Below are 16276 nucleotides of genomic sequence, written 5' to 3' on the forward strand. Positions count from 1 at the left end.
CGGACGCGAAGTAAATGTCGATCGGTTTGGGGAGGTGGATGGCCATGAGGATCTCGTCCCTGCGTTTGCGTTGATGTGGGTCGTCGTCGTTGCCTGCCGACCCACGTATGGCTAGGCTTACCGGATGGCAAGAACGCACAAAAAAGTAAGGTACTTACCCGATCGTGAGGACCGCGGGCTTACACCGGCGTCCGCTGCCCAAGGCGTCGAGGCCGCGTTGAAGATTCTCGAGGGGCGCTGGAAGCTTCTCATCCTGTTCCATCTCTTCGGTGGCCGGCTGAAGAGGTTCTCGGAGCTCGAGCGTGCCATCCCTGCCATCTCGCAGAAGATGCTCATCCAGCAGCTCCGCCAGTTGGAGGAGGATGGTGTCGTGCGCCGGATCGTCCATCATCAGGTGCCGCCGAAGGTCGAGTACGGCCTCACCGATTGGGGGCAGGCGCTCTGCCCTGCGCTCGATTCCATCCTGAGGTGGGCGGCTTTGAAGGACGAGATCGGCGCGGATCCGGATACGACCGCTTGACGGAGCCAAGCGGGCCGCGTCAGCGCTGTGTGCGACGCCGCGGTTTTCGTACCTTCGGGGCAGGCTGAGACTGCGGCCAGAGCTGGTCCAAGGGCAAGGCGGTGTTGTACTTGACCTGCTTCAGCGCGAAGCGCGAGTGGATGTTGGCGACGCCCGGTGTTTTCGTCAGCTTGTCGAGGATGAAGTCCTTCAACGCGACCGCGTCGCGGACAACGACGCGCAGCAGGTAGTCGGCATCCCCGGTCATGAGATAGCATTCCATGACCTCCGGCATCGCAACCACCGTGCGCTCGAAGGCTTCCAGGACCTTCTGGGACTGGCGCTCCAGCGTGATGTGAATGAAGACGCTGAGCGTTCCCCCGATGCGCTCTGAGTCGAGCAGGGCGACGTAGTTGCGGATGATGCCCGCGCTCTCCAGCGATTTGACGCGGGCTAGGCACGGCGATGGCGAGAGGCCGACACGCGATGCCAGATCGACATTCGTCAGGCGGCCGGATCTCTGAAGCTCCAGGAGTATCCGCCGGTCGAACGCGTCGAGCATCTGTCCCTCCATTATGCTGCTTTGTGATCTGTATTCAGCACAATGTGTTGCTATTGACAACTTTTACACATTATTCGGCATGAAATTGCGTGCCGTTCCCATTAATATGCTCACGAAAGAAAGCTTGGATGCATAGGTTTGGGATGCACGGCATGAGCTCCGCACGCGACCGCACGCAGGCCAATCCGCCGATCGACAGCGATCCGGATGAGACGTCCGACGGGCTCGCCTCGCTCGATTCCATTGCAAAGTTCGATGGCGCGGCGCGGGCCAGGTTCATCCTCGAGGCGCTCGACCGGCGTGCCAGGCAGCTCGATGTCGTCGCCGATACGCTGCCGTACTCGCCCTATCGCAACAGCATTCCTCTCGACGAGCAGCCGCCCTATCCGGGCGATCTGGCGATGGAGGAGCGGATCACGTCCATCATGCGCTGGAACGCGCTGGCGATGGTCGTGCGCGCCAACCGGGCGCATGGCGAGCTCGGCGGGCATATCGCCAGCTACGCGTCGGCGGCGGAGATCTTCGAGGTCGGGTTCAATCATTTCTTTCGGGCAGGCGGAGAGAGCGGCAACGGTGACCTCGTGTTCTTCCAGCCCCATTCTGCGCCGGGCGTCTATGCACGAGCGTTCCTCGAAGGGCGCTTGAGCGAGGACAACATCGCCCACTATCGGCAGGAGATCACCGGCGACGGGCTGTGCTCCTATCCCCACCCGTGGCTGATGCCGGATTTCTGGCAGTTTCCGACCGGGTCCATGGGCATCGGCCTGATCAACGCGATCTACCAGGCTCGCTTCAGGCGCTACCTGCGCGACCGTGGCCTCTACGACAGCGGGGATCGCCATGTGTGGGGCGTTTTCGGCGATGGCGAGATGGACGAGCCGGAATCGGTGGGGGCACTCTCGATCGCGGCGCGCGAGAAGCTCGACAACCTGACCTTCATCATCAACTGCAACCTGCAGCGGCTCGACGGCCCGGTGCGCGGCAACGGCCAGATCATCCAGGAGCTCGAGAGCATCTTCAAAGGTGCCGGCTGGAACGTCATCAAGGTGCTGTGGGGATCGGAATGGGATCCGATCTTCGCACGCGACGTGAACCACAAGCTCCTGCAGCGCTTCGCCGAGACGCCGGACGGGAAATACCAGACGCTCGGTGCGAAGGGCGGTGCGTACAACCTTGCTAATTTCTTCGACGAGGATCCGGAGGTGCGCACGCTCGTCGCGCACATGTCGGACCGCGACATTGATGCGCTGAGGCGCGGCGGTCATGACTTCCGCAAGCTGCACGCGGCGTTCAAGAAGGCACGCGAGACGAAAGGGCGGCCGACGGTCATCCTCGCCAAGACCAAGAAGGGCTATGGGATGGGCGGCGCCGGCGAGTCGAAGATGACGGCGCACCAGGCCAAGAAGCTCGATGTCGATGCCCTTCTCGCGTTCCGCGACAAGTTCTCGCTGCCGCTTACGAATGAGCAGGCGGAAAGCCTCACGTTCTTCAAGCCGGCGGACGACTCCGCCGAGCTCCAGTATATGAAGGCGCGGCGTGAAGCCCTCGGCGGCCACCTGCCCAAACGGCGCCGGTCGGCCAAACGCATGGCCGTACCCGCGCTCGAGGCTTACGCGGACTTCGCCTTGAACGCTGACGGCAAGGGCATGTCGACGACGGTTGCTTTCGTGCGCCTGCTCGGTGCTCTCTTGAAGAGCAAGGAGATCGGTCCGCGTATCGTGCCCATCGTCGCCGACGAGGCGCGCACCTTCGGCATGGACAACCTTTTCCGGCAGGTGGGCATCTACTCTCCCGTCGGACAGCTCTATGAGCCCGAGGATGCCGGCTCGATGCTCTACTACAAGGAAGCCGTCGACGGTCAGTTGCTCGAGGAAGGCATCACCGAGGCCGGCGCGATCTCGTCCTGGGCGGCCGCGGCCACGTCGTACAGCGTGCACGGCGAGCCGATGCTGCCCTTCTACATCTTCTACTCGATGTTCGGCTTCCAACGCGTCGGCGACCTGATCTGGGCCGCGGCGGATCAGCGGGCGAGGGGCTTCCTGATCGGCGCAACGGCGGGCCGCACCACGCTCGGCGGAGAGGGCCTGCAGCACCAGGACGGCAGCAGCCATCTCGTGGCGGCGACGGTCCCGAACTGCCGCGCCTACGATCCGGCTTATGCCTACGAGATGGCCGTGATCGTCGATCACGGGTCTCGGCGGATGCTCGAGGAGGGGGCGGACGAGTTCTACTACATCACCGCCATGAACGAGAGCTATGCGCAGCCATCCATGCCTGACGGCGTCGAGCGCGACATCATCAGCGGCATGTACAGGATTTCCGGGTCGCCTGACTCCGCCGTTCGGTTGTTGGGGTCTGGAGCTATCCTGTCGGAGGTCGTGGCTGCCGGGGAACTGCTCAAAGCCGACTGGGGCGTCGAAGCCCAGGTGTTCAGCGTTACCAGCTTCAGCGAGCTTGCACGCGAGGCGCGTGAGGTGGAGCGCAGCAATCTATTCGGGGCAGGGGCGGCGGACAGGAGGAGCCATGTCGCATCTCTGCTGCCCGGGGCGGCCTCGATTGTGGCCGCGACCGACTATGTGCGTGCTTATGCGCAGATGATCGCTCCCTACGTCGACGGTCGATTCGTTGCGCTCGGAACCGACGGCTTCGGGCGGAGTGACACGCGCAAGGCCTTGCGCCGCTTCTTCGAGGTTGATCGGTGGCATATCGTGGTCGCGGCGCTTTCCGCACTTGTCACGGAAGGGAAGATCGGGGGGGGGCTCGTGGCCGAGGCGATTGCGAAGTACGGCATTACCTACGACGAGCGTGCGCCATGGTCGCGCTAAGGGGCTCAACGCAACGCGATGGCGCCTGCCAGGACGCCTCGGCGCTCCGTAATCTCGACGGTTGTTGCGTCCGCGGGGCTTTATTCGCTTCGGCGAGGCGTGGTAGAAGGCGCTTCGCAGAGCACAGGCCCCGTAGCTCAGTGGATAGAGCATCAGATTCCTAATCTGAGGGCCGCAGGTTCAAATCCTGCCGGGGTCGCCATCCGTGCCGCGTGCGGGCGTCGTATTCGCCAGTGCGCGCAATGCGGTTGCTGTCTCGTCCGGCAAGGGCGTAGTCCGGCGCGTTGATGGGTCAATCAGGACCACCGTCGAGGTTGCGCTGGCGACGTGGCGGCCGTTCTGAAACAAGCACTGCCCCATGGTCACCGAGCAGCGGCCGATGCGCTCGAGGCGCGTGCCGATCTCCACGGTTCCGGGCCAGTGCATCTCGCGATGGAATTGGAGCTCGAACCGGACGATGACGAACTGTGCGTCAAAGGACAGCGGCACGCGGTTCCGGTCGTACAGAATCTCCATGCGTGCGTTCTGGCAGCAAACGGCGAAGGCGGTGTTCGAGATGTGGCCGTTCCGGTCGGTGTCGGCGAAGCGCAGCTTCTCGCTGGTCCGGATCGGATAGTCCACGAGGCTTGCGGATGGCCTCGGGTTAGGCTTGGTCCATGCCGGCACGCCGAGGCGAGCGGGGATGATCTTCGAGAGCTGCACGGATGTCTCCTTCGATAGAGGTGATCGACATCGTCTTTGTCCTCATCCTTGGGCATATCGACCGCCTTCTTTCCGAAGCGGATGGTGGGCTCCCGTCCCGTTGGCTTCTTTCGGCGTTGAAGGTCCTGCTGCACGATGGCCGGAACCGCGTATCGCGCTCCCGGGATGCAGCGGGATCCGCCGATTCATAACGCGAAATCTTGCGATCGCGTATCGTTCTCTTGAATGAGTGACGGCGCGCGTCAGCAAGCCAGGATCTTCATGAAACCCAGAGCATAAATCGCCGTCTCGCCATGATCCGTTCGCGTTGTCGGAGGCACAAACGAAAGCGGCAGGGCTGTTCGCCCTGCCGCTTCCCGCACAATTTCCCCGCTGCACCGTCTCACCAGCCGATCGTCACGCCGGCCTTGCCGGCGACCGTGCCCTGGCTCGTGCCCCATCCCACGCCGGCATCGACGACGACGTTCTGGCTGAGCGCGCCCGCGGCCGTGAAGCCCGCCGCGTTCGAGCCTTCGAAATTGCCCCAGCCGCCGCGCATGGCAAACGTCTGGCCGTTGCGCAGAACGGGGGCGTCGAGGGCGAGCGAGATGGCAATGCCCTCGGCGAGCTCGTCGTCGCGGTCTATGAGGCCGTTGATCTGCGACTGGATGCCGGCGATGTCGCCGATCGACGCGAGACCGAGCTCATCAAAAGTGCGTCCGGCGAGGTTGCCGTCGCCGTCCGTTGTGACGAGGTTGACCGGGCCGGACTGCGCCGCCCGGCTATCGTCAGAGTTTACACCCGCCATGGTGTAGGTATTGGTCGTCGTGCCGAACATCTGCTGGTTATCGCGCGTAGTCGTCGCATCGGCGCCGAAAGCGGCAGAGTTTTCGTGTGTCGCGCTCGCATGCGTGCCATACGCCGCGCTCTGGTCACCGCTCGCAGTGCTTTGCTGGCCAAAGGCCGAGCTAGCGCTGCCGCTCGCAGTGCTGTCAAAACCATAGGCCGAGCTAGCGCCGCCGCTCGCAGTGCTTTGTTGGCCAAAGGCCGAGCTACTCTCGCCGCTCGCAGTGCTGAATTCGCCATAGGCTGAGCTAGAGCCGCCGCTCGCGGTGGCGCCTTGTCCGCATGCGGTCCGAGAAGCGCTGAATGCGGTGCCGCCGTCATCGCCGGCGGGGTCGGGTCCAATGCCCCCGTTGGCGCACTCGACCGCAAGCGCCGTCGGAGCGGTCATGATGCTCGCCGCCAGCATCAGGACCGCTGCGAGCGCCGGTGTGGCAAGCGCCATCGCGAAACCGGGCACTTTGACCTGACCGCGAAGGAGAAGCCGGCGGCGACTGCCGGAAAGCTCTGGATACATTGGACCACTCCTTGAACTCGATACTGGAGATGATCAGAGCGGGAATGGAAAAATCGCGCATCGTTACAATGAATGAGAAATTCAGGAATGCGCCGCGATCCCGAAACGCCTGTTGTAACTCTACAACGTCAGTATATTTTGCTCAGTCCTGTATCATTGAAATGAATGATGCATTCGCGACGTCATCTGCTAAGTCTCAGATGTTGCGTTAAGAAAGTCATTGCCCCGGGAGCAGAGACCGTGGCAGCAGATCTCGGATCCGCAGAGGGTCTCCTCGATCTCGTTGGCGAGATCTACGACTGTGCGATCGCGCCCGCGAAGTGGCCGGGCACGCTCGCGCACATCGCTCAATTGCTCGATGGGCGGCAGGCCGCAATAACGCTCAACACGCTTTCCAGGCCGGACTTTTCCTTTCAGGCGAAATGGAATGTGCCGCCGGACTACGCACGGCTCATGCATGAGCATGTCGCCACCAATCCCTTCATGCCCATGGCTTGGTATCAGAACATCGGAGATGTCACCTCGATGTTCCGGATGGTCGACGAGGCAGAGCTGAAGCGCAGCACGTGGTTCCACAAGACGCATGTGGCGACCGGCCAAGGCGACGCGGCGCTCGTGCTTCTCGCGAGATCGGTCAGCCAGTTCGGCGTCTTCTCGGTGCACCGGGAGGGCCACCAGCACCCTTTTACCGATGAGGACTTGGCAATACTCAGTGCGCTTGCTCCGCACATCCGCCGCGCCGTGATGATCGCCGACATGCTCGATGCCCGCGCACTGGAGCGCGACATGCTCTCGGCGACACTCGACCGTATCGCCGTGGGCGTGGTGCTGACCGACGGCGACGGATGCATTGCGCACGCCCACGAGGCGGCCGCCCGGCTGATCGAGCAGGGCCATGCGCTGCGGCGCGTCGGGGACGAGATTTCGGCTGGCGATCCGGATTCGGCGCGCGAGCTCGCGCGTGCGATTGCCGATGCGGCAAGCGGCACCACCAGCGACATCCCCCGCTCCGGCATTCTCGTCGTGCTGAAGGATCCAGCCGGCCACGACCTCGCGGCTTGGGTTTTGCCGCTGGACAACGGCTTGCGCCGCGACCTGGGCGCCGAGTACACCGCCCGCGCCGCTGTCTTCATCCGCGACCTCGGCGATACGTCACCGCTTCCCGCCGAGCTGTTCGTGCGCCGCTTTGCCATCACGCCCGCCGAATGCCGGCTGCTGGTGCTGCTCGTGCAGGGCATGAGCGTGACCGAATCCGCCGAGACCCTCGGCATCTCGCTGCCGACGGCCCGGACGCATCTCGCGCATCTCTTCGAGAAGACCGGCACCAGCCGCCAGATTGACCTCGTGCGCCTGGCGATGCGCGCGCTGTCCCCTGTCTCGTGAGGCCGCCCATGACGTCAGGCCCGCCATCGGATAGTGAAATGCTCGACCTCGTCGGCGACATCTACGACTGCGCCATCGCGCCGGACAAGTGGCCGCCGGTTCTCGAGCGCATCGCCTCGACGCTCAACGGTTGCGCGACCTCGATCTCGTTCCATGACACCCGGGACAACGCCGTCCGCCTGGCGCGATCGTGGAACATATCTCCCGAGTTCCAGCACGTGATGGACACGCATATGGCGCGCAACCCGGCGGTGCCAGCCGGCTTCTACCATGATGTCTGCGAGCCGTTCGGAGCGGCGGAGTTCATTGGCGAGACCGAGTGGAAAAGCACCCGTTGGTTTCACGACACGATCGGGCGCGTCGGCATTCACGACGGCGCCGTTGTTCTTCTTGTCAAATCGGCGAGCCGCTTCGGTGCCCTCACCGTCCTGCGGGCGAATGACAAGCCGATCTTTCGCGGAGCGGAGCTGGGGCCTTTGCACACGCTCGCCCCGCACCTTCGGCGCGCGGTGCTGATCTCAGATCTCCTCGACGCGCGTAGCCTCGAGCGCAACGTGCTCGCGGCCACGCTCGACCATTTGGCGGTCGGAGTCGTGCTGACCGATGGCAAGGGCCGCATCCTGCATACGAACGCGGCGGCGGATCGGTACCTGGACGAAGGAAGCATGCGGTACTTCGGTGACAGCTTTTCGAGCGGCGACCCGGCTTCGGCACGCGACCTCGCCCAGGCTATTGCCGACGCGGCGAGCGGCACCACCGTGGACATTCCCCGCTCCGGAATCGTCGTGCCGCTGAAAGGCGAGACCGATCTCGCGGCCTGGGTGTTGCCGCTGGACCGCGGGTTGCGCCATGAATTCGGCGCCGGTTTCGCGGCCAAGGTCGCCGTGTTTATCCGCGACCTCGGCGACATGTCGCCGTTCCCCGCCGAGCTGTTCGTACGCCGCTTCTCTATCACGCCCGCCGAATGCCGGGTGATGATGCTTTTGCTGCAGGGGATGACGATTGCCGAAGTTGCGGACAATCTCGGCATCTCGCTGCCGACGGCGCGGACGCACCTCGCGCATCTCTTCGAGAAGACCGGCACCAGCCGCCAGATCGATCTCGTGCGCCTCGCCATGCGTGCGCTGTCCCCTGTGTCGTGAGGAATGGCCATGGCGCTCGGCACACCGTCGGATAGCGAACTTCTCGACCTCGTAGGAGACATCTACGACTGTGCCATCGCGCCGGACAAGTGGCCTAGCGTTCTTGAGCGCATTGCCTTGACGCTCGACGGCTGCGCGACCTCGATCTCCTTCCATGACGCCCGGGACAATGCCGTTCGTTTAGCGCGATCGTGGAATATATCTCCCGAGTTTCAGAATCTGATGGACGCTCACATCGCCACCAATCCGGGGGTACCGGCAGGTTTCTACCACGATGTCTGCGAGCCATTTGGAGCGGCGGAGTTCGTTGGGGAGTATGAGTTGAAGAACTCTCGCTGGTTTCACAACACGATCGGGCGCGTCGGCATTCACGACGGGGCGATTTCCCTCATTGCGAAATCGGCAAGCCGCATCGGTTTCCTCACTGTTCTGCGCGCGAACGATAAGCCGATCTTCCGCGGAGCGGAGCTGGAGCCTCTGCGCGCGTTTGCGCCGCACGTCCGGCGTGCAGTGCTGATTTCCGATCTCCTCGACGCGCGCGCCCTCGAGCGCAACGTGCTCGCGGCCACGCTCGACCATCTGGCGGTCGGACTCGTGCTGACCGATGGTCAGGGCCGCATCATGCATACGAACGCGGCGGCAGACAGATACTTGGATACGGGGGACGCGGTGCACCGTCTCAGCGGCGGCCTGTCGGCGCGCGATGCAGCCGCAGCCCGCGACCTCGCCCAGGCCATCGCCGATGCCGCAAGGGGCACCACTGTTGAGATTCCCCGCTCCGGAATCGTGATCCCGCTCAAAGGCGAGACCGATCTGGCGGCATGGGTCCTGCCGCTGGACCGCGGGTTGCGTCACGAGCTCGGGGCAGGATTCACGGCCAAGGTTGCCGTGTTCATCCGCGACCTCGGCGACACGTCGCCGTTCCCCGCCGAGCTGTTCGTGCGCCGCTTCGCCATCACGCCCGCCGAATGCCGCGTGTTGATGCTGCTTCTGCAGGGCATGAGCGTGGCCGAAGCCGCCGAGAACCTCGGCATCTCGCTGCCGACGGCGCGGACGCATCTCGCGCATCTCTTCGAGAAGACCGGCACCAGCCGGCAGATCGACCTCGTGCGCCTCGCCATGCGTGCGCTGTCCCCTGTGTCGTGAGGAATGGCCATGACGTCAGGTCCGGTATCGGATAGCGAACTTCTCGACCTCGTAGGCGACATCTACGACTGCGCCATCGAGCCCACCAAATGGCCCACGGTCCTCGAGCGGATCGCCCGCATGCTCGATGGCGCCCATGCGGCGATATCGCTCCAACGCCCCGTTACGAACACGGTGTCGCTGCGTGCGCACTGGAACGTCGATCCGGCATTCGAGAGATCCATGGTGACCCACTTCGCCATCAATCCCGCGGTGCCCTGTGCCTGGTACATGCGCGTCGACGAGCCGTTCTCGTTCTACGACGCCATAGGCGCGGACGAGCTGAAGGCCACGCGGTGGCACCGCCAGGCGGTGGCTTCCCATGGTTTCGGCGATTGCATCGCGACCGTGCTGGCAAAGACGTCGCAACAGTTCGGGACTCTCTCGCTATGCCGCGATGACTGGAAGCCGCCATACGGAGCGGCCGAATTGGAAATTCTGCGTGCGCTGGCCCCGCATGTTCGTCGCGCTGCGCTGATCGCCGACATGCTGGATGCCCGTGCGCTGGAGCGCAGCATGCTCGCCGCGGCACTCGACCGGCTGGCTGTCGGCGTGGTGCTGACGGATGGCGACGGGCGCATCGTCCACGTCAACGAGGCGGCTACCCGCTATCTCGACGACGGCAACGCGCTGCGGCGCATCGGCGATCAACTCGCGGTGGGTGACCCGGCGTCCGCCCGCGACCTCGCCCAGGCCATCGCCGAGGCGGCAAGCGGCACCACAATCGATATCCCGCGTTCCGGCATCGTGGTCCCTCTCAAGAGGAGGGGCGGAGGCGACCTTGCCGCCTGGGTGCTGCCACTCGACCACGGTTTGCGGCAGGAGTTCGGGGCCGGCTTTGCAGCCAAGGTTGCCGTGTTCATCCGCGACCTCGGCGACACGTCGCCGTTCCCCGCCGAGCTGTTCGTGCGCCGCTTTGCCATCACGCCTGCGGAATGCCGGCTGTTAGTACTGCTCGTGCAGGGCATGACTGTCACAGAAGCCGCGGATACTCTCGGTATTTCGCTGCCGACCGCGCGGACGCACCTCGCGCATCTCTTCGAAAAGACCGGAACCAGCCGGCAGATCGACCTTGTGCGCCTAGCGATGCGCGCGCTATCCCCTGTCTCGTGAGGTCCGCCCATGACATTCGATTCGCCACCGGACAGTGAACTGCCCAGCTCCGTCGGGGAGAACTCGGGCCGCCTACCGCGGCCGATCTTCTCCCGACCGCCATCACGGTATCGAGGCTCAAGCCGTCGGATATGGCCAAGTACGAATGCTCTGCGCATGCTGCTCACGATCGCCTTCATGTGCGGTGCATGGGTGCCGGCGGGGGCAGTGGAGGGGCCGACGGTGGCGGGCCCTATCGGCGGCACCGACCTGCGCGCGGCTCTCCTTCCGCCACCGGGCATCTACGTGGGAACCGTGCAGCTCGTCGCGCGCACGATCGATTTCCTGGACAAGGACGGGAGGACAATACCGGCGCTTGCAGATGCGCAGCTCACCAAGGAGGTCGGAGGACCGTTTCTCACCTACGTGCCGCCGACCACGTTCCTCGGCGGCAACGTCGCCTTTTCAGGGTTCATCCCGGCCGGTCACAGTTGTGGGCGCCTTTTCGCCGGCACGTCGCGGGAGTGCGATGCCGGGCTCGGCGATCCCTATGTCGAGATCGCTTGGTCGCGCTACTTCGGAACGCCGCGCGCGTCCGAATTCGACGGAGTCTTGCCTATCCCGGAGGGCTTCGCCTTGATGCTCGGCATCGGTGCGGTCATTCCCATCGGCCGGTTCAAGCCGTCTGATCCGCTCAGCCAGGCGCTGAGCATGGGCACCAATATCTGGGACTGGGCGCCGACCGTGGCCGTGACCTACACCACGCCACCAATCCTCGCCGAAGGAACCGAGTTCAGCGCCAAGCTCTATTGGAACAACTATATCGAGAATTCCGAGACGGACTATCTTACCGGCGACCTCTTGAACGTCGATTTCGCCGTGACCGAGCACATCGGCCGCTTTCAGGTGGGGCTCGCCGGGTTCTATGCTTGGCAGATCGAGGATGACAAGATTGCAGGCGTTTCGTTTCCGCCCGACGGACGCCGCGCAAGGACGCTCCAGATCGGCGGTGTGGTCGCCTACGACATGCCGGAGCATGAAGCCTCTCTGAAGCTGAAGGCCATGGCGTCTCCCTTTGCGCAGAACACAGTGACGGCCTGGAACGTCGTGTTCAGCTGGGGCAAGAAGTTCTGAGGCATTCGGGATGTTTGGCGTGGCTTCCACGGCAACCATCCTCGATGGCATGAACGCAACTCCGTTCTGCTCATGAAGTGTCCTTCCGCCTACCCCGCTAGAGATCTGGGATCGTTGCAGGACCGCGCCTAGAATCTTTACTCTCGAAACTTCCGGGTAGCGCTCCATGAGTCGGGGCCAGTTGGGCCATCTTGCCGCAAGCGACAGCCGGATTGCGCAAGCACCGGACGCTGCGCGCAACAACGAACGACGGCCGCCGCGCGATTTGTTGACGATAACGGTCATGTAAAGATTTCTTAACAGCAGTGCGCGGGCCCAAGAGCCAGGCAACAGTTGCGATGCCAAGCCATTCGAACCCGCACTGAGGATTATCCACATTCACTTGGGGGTGAGTATGAGCTTGGGGGATGAGATCACCCGCGGACGGGCGTCCGCGGGAACGGAGAACGCGTCGCTTGGCGCAGCGTCGCTTGGATTGGCATCAATTGTTCTGGCGACGGGTGCCAGCGCTCAGCAGGCCGCGGAGCCGGCGGCGGAGCTGCCGCCGCTCGAGGTGACGGCGAAGAAGGCCGCGAAGAAGAAGACTGTCGCAAAGAAGGCGGCTCAGCCTGCGACGTCACCCGTGCCGATGGCACCGGAGCCCGAGCCTTCTACTGCATCGCCGCAGGATACAACGGGCGCCTTTACGCCGGAAAGCGGCAACACGCTGCAATCCGGAACCGGCCTCGGGCGCCTTCAAGGCAACTATCAAAGCACCCCCCAGATCGTCAACGTGATCTCGCAGGAGCGGATTCGCGAGCAGAACCTGACGACGGTCGATCAGGCCTTGCGCGCCGTTCCCGGCGTAACGGTCTCCATCGGCGAAGGCAACGGCGGCATGAACGGCGACCAGTTCCGCATTCGCGGCTTCGACGCGAAGGGCGACCTCTATGTCGACGGCCTGCGCGATTTCGGCGTCTACGTGCGCGACAGCTTCGCGTATGAGCAGGTTGATGTACTGAAAGGCCCAACGTCCGAGAGCTTCGGCATGGGCACCACGGGCGGCGTCGTCAATCTCCGCCAGAAGACGGCGCATCTGGGAGATGCCGCCAGCGCTGAGGTGACGGTTGGAACGGACTCGTTTGTCCGATCCATCATCGACGTAAACAAGCAGATCAATGAAACGACGGCCGCCCGCGCCGTCGGCATGTACCACGATCAGGATTTCGCTGATCGCGACCACTCGACTGCCGAGCGATGGGGTTTCCTCGGCTCGCTGGGTTTTGGTCTCGGGACCGATACCGAGTTGACCATCAACTACCTGCACCAGAATAACGATCATATGCCGGACTTCGGCGTGCCCGTCGTGATTGCGCCCGGTGCGGCCGCTGGCCTGCCCGTGACCGAATTCGGTGTTCCGCGGTCCAACTACTACGGCAAGCCCACGGATAAGGATGAGTCGACCGTCGACATGCTGACGGCCCGGCTCTCCACGAACGTCAACCCATGGCTGACCATCCAGAACGACACGCGCTTTGAGTTCTTCGATCGCGACTTCAGCTCGACTCCTGCAAGTTGCGCACGCGGCACGCCAACGTCCTGCAACGAGTTGTTCTTCTCGACAGGGGATGCGACCTACGCGTTCGGCGGCGGTGGCGGTGTCTCTTATGAGCAGGAGAGCTGGGGCTTCCAGAACATCACGACGGCGATCGCCAAGTTCAACACCGGCTTCCTTCGCCACGAGGCCGTCGCAGGGTTCGATTTCTTCTACCAGGACGACGAGCGGCTCGGTAAAAGCTACGTCGGTTCGAAGGATGCCGGCACGATCCTCAATCCGGACTATTCGGTGGACTACTCGATCGTCGACAATCCGAACAACCAGAAGAAGTCAGATGCTGTAAACTATGCGTTCTTCGCCAGCGACCGCGTCTGGCTGACGCCGGAGTTCTCCTTGCTCGGTGGCATCCGCTGGGACAGCTACACTGCGAATTACTCCTATACCACGACGTCGACGGGTGCCTGGAACCCCGAGCTCACGTCCGAGACGGAGTTCTGGAGTCCGAAGCTGAGCGCCATCTGGGAGCCGACCAAGGCTCAGACCTACTACGTCTCTTGGGCCACGTCTGCGACGCCTGCCGGACAGTTCATCACCTCCGGCGTCAATCCGATCGGTACGTCGCCGGGACAGGATAATTTAGAACCCGAGGAGAATGAGAGCTACGAGATCGGCGCCAAATACTCGCTATTGGGTGGCAGGCTTGGGCTGAGCGCGGCAGCATTCCGTGTTGACAAATCCAACGCCTATTACTCGCCTGACGGTGTCACCATCGTTCAGTCCGGTGAGGAGCAGCGAGTACAGGGCGTCGAGCTTGGGTTGAACGGGTTGATCACCGACAAATGGACGGTCGCGATCGCTTATGCCTACTTCGACAGCGAGATCACGTACGCCAACGACGCGTCACTCATCGGCAACCATGTACCGAATGTACCGGAGAACTCAGCGTCGATCTGGACGACCTACGACATCGCTTCTCTCGTCAACGTTCCCGGAAAGCTGCTCGTTGGCGGCGGCGTCACGTACGCACAGGACATGTACATCCGCAGCGACGAGGCGAACAAGGTTCCGGAATCGGTTGTGGTCGACGGCCTGATCTCCTACGAGGTCGATCGTTACCGGTTCGCGGTCAACGGCTACAACCTGACGGACGAGCTCTACTACGACTCGTCCTTCCAGGGATCGACCGCATCCGCATCGCGTGCCACGCCGGCTCCAGGACGGTCATTCACGTTCACGGCAGGGATCAAGTTCTGATTCTTGCCCGGCACCAGGATTTGCTTCGGAAGGGCGCGGCTTCGCGCCCTTCTTGCGTTGGCGGGCGAAGCCGGGATGTGGAGGGCGCCGGAGCCCATTTCTATCTTGAAAGTTCAGGTCAATATTGCTCAATGTCCCTCGCGGCCGGGCTGCCGCGCGGATGGATGAAACGATGGGTACGGACATCAGGATCGAGGACGACTTCGAGCTCGCCGTGGCCGAAGGCCTTTCGTTTCGGACCCTCTATGTCCGCGTGTTGGACCGCGATCAGCCCGCGCCTGCCCCCGAAATTCCCGCCGACGAATTGCGCCGTCGTGCGATCGCAGGCACCGTCGACGCCCAGATCGGCTGGGCGCGCTGCCTGTTGCACGGCCATGGCGTTGACCGCGACCCCGAGGCGGCGTTCCGCTGGTTCAAGCTCGCGGCCCGCAGCGGCGACCCGGAGGCTCTCAACATGGTCGGCCGCTGCTACGAGATCGGCTGGGGCGTCCCCGTTGATCTCGCGGAAGCCGCCGGTTGGTATGGGCGGGCCGCCGACAAGGGCCACGCCTGGGGCGAGTTTAACCTCGCCAACCTCTACGCCCAGGGGCGTGGCGTCCCCTACGACGAGGGAAAGGCCCTGACCCTGCTCGTGCGTTCCGCCCGTCGCGGCAATCCCAAGGCCATGAACATGCTGGGCCGCTTTCGCGAGGCGTCGTCCATGCCGCGCAGGCGCAGCCGCTCAGCGGCGCTCTGGTACCGCTGGGCGGCGGAGCGGGGATGTTTTCGCGGCCAGTTCCATCATGGGCGCTATCTTGTCGCGGCAGGCCGCATCAGCGACGGAATTCCATGGTTCCGCGCGTCTCTGGCACACGCGCCCGCGGATTTTCGTCGTGAGGCGCTGGCAATGCTGCGCGCGGATGCGCGTCTAGAGCTTAGGGAGCTGGCCTCGGAGGCGGAGGCCGGCGAGCAGGGGTCCCTCGCGTGAACGTCAACGTTCGTGATCTCGCCGCCGAGCGCGCCGCGCAGGCCAACCGTCGCGCGCAGTGGATGCGTCAACTGCGCCAATGGCACTGGATCAGTGGCGCTGTGAGCCTCGTTTCCATGCTGCTGTTCTCGGTCACCGGCATCACGCTCAATCATTCGGCGGCCATCGAGGCCAAACCCCAGGTGACGACACAGGAAGGTACGCTCGCCGCGCCGCTTGTCGAAGCGCTCGCCGGTGAGCCGCGCAGCGGACGCGCGAGCGTCCCGGCAAGCGTTGCAGAGGCAGTCAGGAGCGCCATCGGCATCGACGTCGCCGGCCGCGAGGCCGAATGGTCGGAGAGCGAAGCCTATATCGCCTTGCCGCGCCCCGGTGGCGACGCGTGGGTGTCCATCGATCGGGAGACCGGCGCCGTCACCTACGAGCGGACGGACAGAGGCTGGATCTCCTATCTCAACGACCTGCACAAGGGCCGCCACACTGGGCCGTCCTGGAGCCTCTTCATCGACGTGTTCGCTGCGGCGAGCATCGTGTTCTGCATCACGGGGCTCCTGCTTCTTCAGATGTACGCCAAGGGCCGCAGCCTGACCTGGCCGCTCGTCGGCCTCGGGTTCGGCATCCCGGTGCTCTTGGCAATGTTCTTGATCCACTGAATGAG

13 protein-coding genes and 1 tRNA gene are annotated in these 16276 nt (G+C 63.8%); 11 read left to right on the forward strand and 3 right to left on the reverse strand.

Annotated elements, in window-relative coordinates; genetic code table 11:
- Positions 1 to 124 precede the first annotated feature (124 nt).
- Positions 125 to 520, forward strand: coding sequence for a helix-turn-helix domain-containing protein (locus IT540_RS17055; RefSeq protein WP_291180688.1), 396 nt, complete (start codon positions 125 to 127; stop codon positions 518 to 520).
- 19 nt (positions 521 to 539) lie between these two features.
- On the opposite strand, the gene IT540_RS17060 is transcribed toward IT540_RS17055, so the two are convergent.
- A complete protein-coding gene (locus tag IT540_RS17060; RefSeq protein WP_291180690.1) occupies positions 540 to 1061 on the reverse strand; it encodes an Lrp/AsnC family transcriptional regulator in 522 nt (173 codons plus the stop codon).
- 152 nt (positions 1062 to 1213) lie between these two features.
- Between IT540_RS17060 and mdeB the strand changes: the two genes are divergently transcribed.
- Positions 1214 to 3886 (forward strand): alpha-ketoglutarate dehydrogenase, encoded by a 2673-nt coding sequence (gene mdeB, locus IT540_RS17065; RefSeq protein WP_291180692.1) that lies wholly within the window; start codon positions 1214 to 1216, stop codon positions 3884 to 3886.
- 126 nt (positions 3887 to 4012) lie between these two features.
- Positions 4013 to 4088: transfer RNA gene (locus IT540_RS17070), tRNA-Arg, on the forward strand.
- Here the strand turns inward: IT540_RS17070 and IT540_RS17075 are convergent.
- Positions 4067 to 4588, reverse strand: a complete 522-nt coding sequence (locus tag IT540_RS17075) for a thioesterase family protein (protein ID WP_291180694.1) — start codon at positions 4586 to 4588, stop codon at positions 4067 to 4069. The two genes, IT540_RS17070 and IT540_RS17075, sit on opposite strands and share 22 nt — an antisense overlap.
- A gap of 382 nt (positions 4589 to 4970) precedes the next feature.
- The gene (locus IT540_RS17080) at positions 4971 to 5927 is read right to left on the reverse strand and encodes a hypothetical protein (RefSeq protein WP_291180696.1); all 957 of its coding nucleotides are present in this window, start codon (positions 5925 to 5927) and stop codon (positions 4971 to 4973) included.
- 240 nt (positions 5928 to 6167) lie between these two features.
- Between IT540_RS17080 and IT540_RS17085 the strand changes: the two genes are divergently transcribed.
- The 8 genes from IT540_RS17085 (at position 6168) to IT540_RS17120 (ending at position 16271) form a co-directional block, all read left to right on the forward strand.
- Entirely contained in the window at positions 6168 to 7310 is a 1143-nt protein-coding gene (locus IT540_RS17085) for a helix-turn-helix transcriptional regulator (RefSeq protein WP_291180698.1), read from the forward strand.
- A 38-nt stretch (positions 7311 to 7348) separates the two neighbouring features.
- Positions 7349 to 8452, forward strand: coding sequence for a helix-turn-helix transcriptional regulator (locus IT540_RS17090; protein ID WP_291180700.1), 1104 nt, complete (start codon positions 7349 to 7351; stop codon positions 8450 to 8452).
- Between the two features lie 9 nt (positions 8453 to 8461).
- Complete coding sequence (locus tag IT540_RS17095) at positions 8462 to 9598, forward strand: LuxR C-terminal-related transcriptional regulator (protein ID WP_291180702.1); 1137 nt, start codon at positions 8462 to 8464, stop codon at positions 9596 to 9598.
- A 9-nt stretch (positions 9599 to 9607) separates the two neighbouring features.
- Positions 9608 to 10750 (forward strand): LuxR C-terminal-related transcriptional regulator, encoded by a 1143-nt coding sequence (locus tag IT540_RS17100; RefSeq protein ID WP_291180704.1) that lies wholly within the window; start codon positions 9608 to 9610, stop codon positions 10748 to 10750.
- 156 nt (positions 10751 to 10906) lie between these two features.
- Positions 10907 to 11863: a transporter gene (locus IT540_RS17105; protein WP_291180706.1), complete on the forward strand. Its 957-nt coding sequence runs from the start codon at positions 10907 to 10909 to the stop codon at positions 11861 to 11863.
- A 475-nt stretch (positions 11864 to 12338) separates the two neighbouring features.
- Positions 12339 to 14654 carry a TonB-dependent siderophore receptor gene (locus IT540_RS17110; RefSeq protein WP_291180708.1) on the forward strand — a complete coding sequence of 772 codons (2316 nt, stop codon included), beginning with the start codon at positions 12339 to 12341 and terminating at the stop codon, positions 14652 to 14654.
- 172 nt (positions 14655 to 14826) lie between these two features.
- The gene (locus IT540_RS17115) at positions 14827 to 15621 is read left to right on the forward strand and encodes a tetratricopeptide repeat protein (RefSeq protein ID WP_291180710.1); all 795 of its coding nucleotides are present in this window, start codon (positions 14827 to 14829) and stop codon (positions 15619 to 15621) included.
- On the forward strand, positions 15618 to 16271 hold the full coding sequence (locus IT540_RS17120) for a PepSY-associated TM helix domain-containing protein (protein ID WP_291180712.1): 654 nt from the start codon (positions 15618 to 15620) through the stop codon (positions 16269 to 16271). The genes IT540_RS17115 and IT540_RS17120 overlap by 4 nt, the downstream gene beginning before the upstream one ends.
- The last annotated feature ends 5 nt before the right edge of the window (positions 16272 to 16276 follow it).

The sequence above is a fragment of the Hyphomicrobium sp. genome (genome assembly GCF_020852195.1).
GTDB lineage: Bacteria > Pseudomonadota > Alphaproteobacteria > Rhizobiales > Hyphomicrobiaceae > Hyphomicrobium_C.

What these genes read in the sequence shown, in the direction of transcription:
- IT540_RS17100 (WP_291180704.1), top strand. Translation starts at nt 9,608, where the DNA reads ATGACGTCAGGTCCGGTATCGGATAGCGAACTTCTCGACCTCGTAGGC.
- mdeB (WP_291180692.1), top strand. Translation starts at nt 1,214, where the DNA reads ATGAGCTCCGCACGCGACCGCACGCAGGCCAATCCGCCGATCGACAGC.
- IT540_RS17080 (WP_291180696.1), bottom strand. Translation starts at nt 5,927, where the DNA reads ATGTATCCAGAGCTTTCCGGCAGTCGCCGCCGGCTTCTCCTTCGCGGT.
- IT540_RS17105 (WP_291180706.1), top strand. Translation starts at nt 10,907, where the DNA reads ATGCTGCTCACGATCGCCTTCATGTGCGGTGCATGGGTGCCGGCGGGG.
- IT540_RS17055 (WP_291180688.1), top strand. Translation starts at nt 125, where the DNA reads ATGGCAAGAACGCACAAAAAAGTAAGGTACTTACCCGATCGTGAGGAC.
- IT540_RS17115 (WP_291180710.1), top strand. Translation starts at nt 14,827, where the DNA reads ATGGGTACGGACATCAGGATCGAGGACGACTTCGAGCTCGCCGTGGCC.
- IT540_RS17095 (WP_291180702.1), top strand. Translation starts at nt 8,462, where the DNA reads ATGGCGCTCGGCACACCGTCGGATAGCGAACTTCTCGACCTCGTAGGA.
- IT540_RS17060 (WP_291180690.1), bottom strand. Translation starts at nt 1,061, where the DNA reads ATGCTCGACGCGTTCGACCGGCGGATACTCCTGGAGCTTCAGAGATCC.
- IT540_RS17090 (WP_291180700.1), top strand. Translation starts at nt 7,349, where the DNA reads ATGCTCGACCTCGTCGGCGACATCTACGACTGCGCCATCGCGCCGGAC.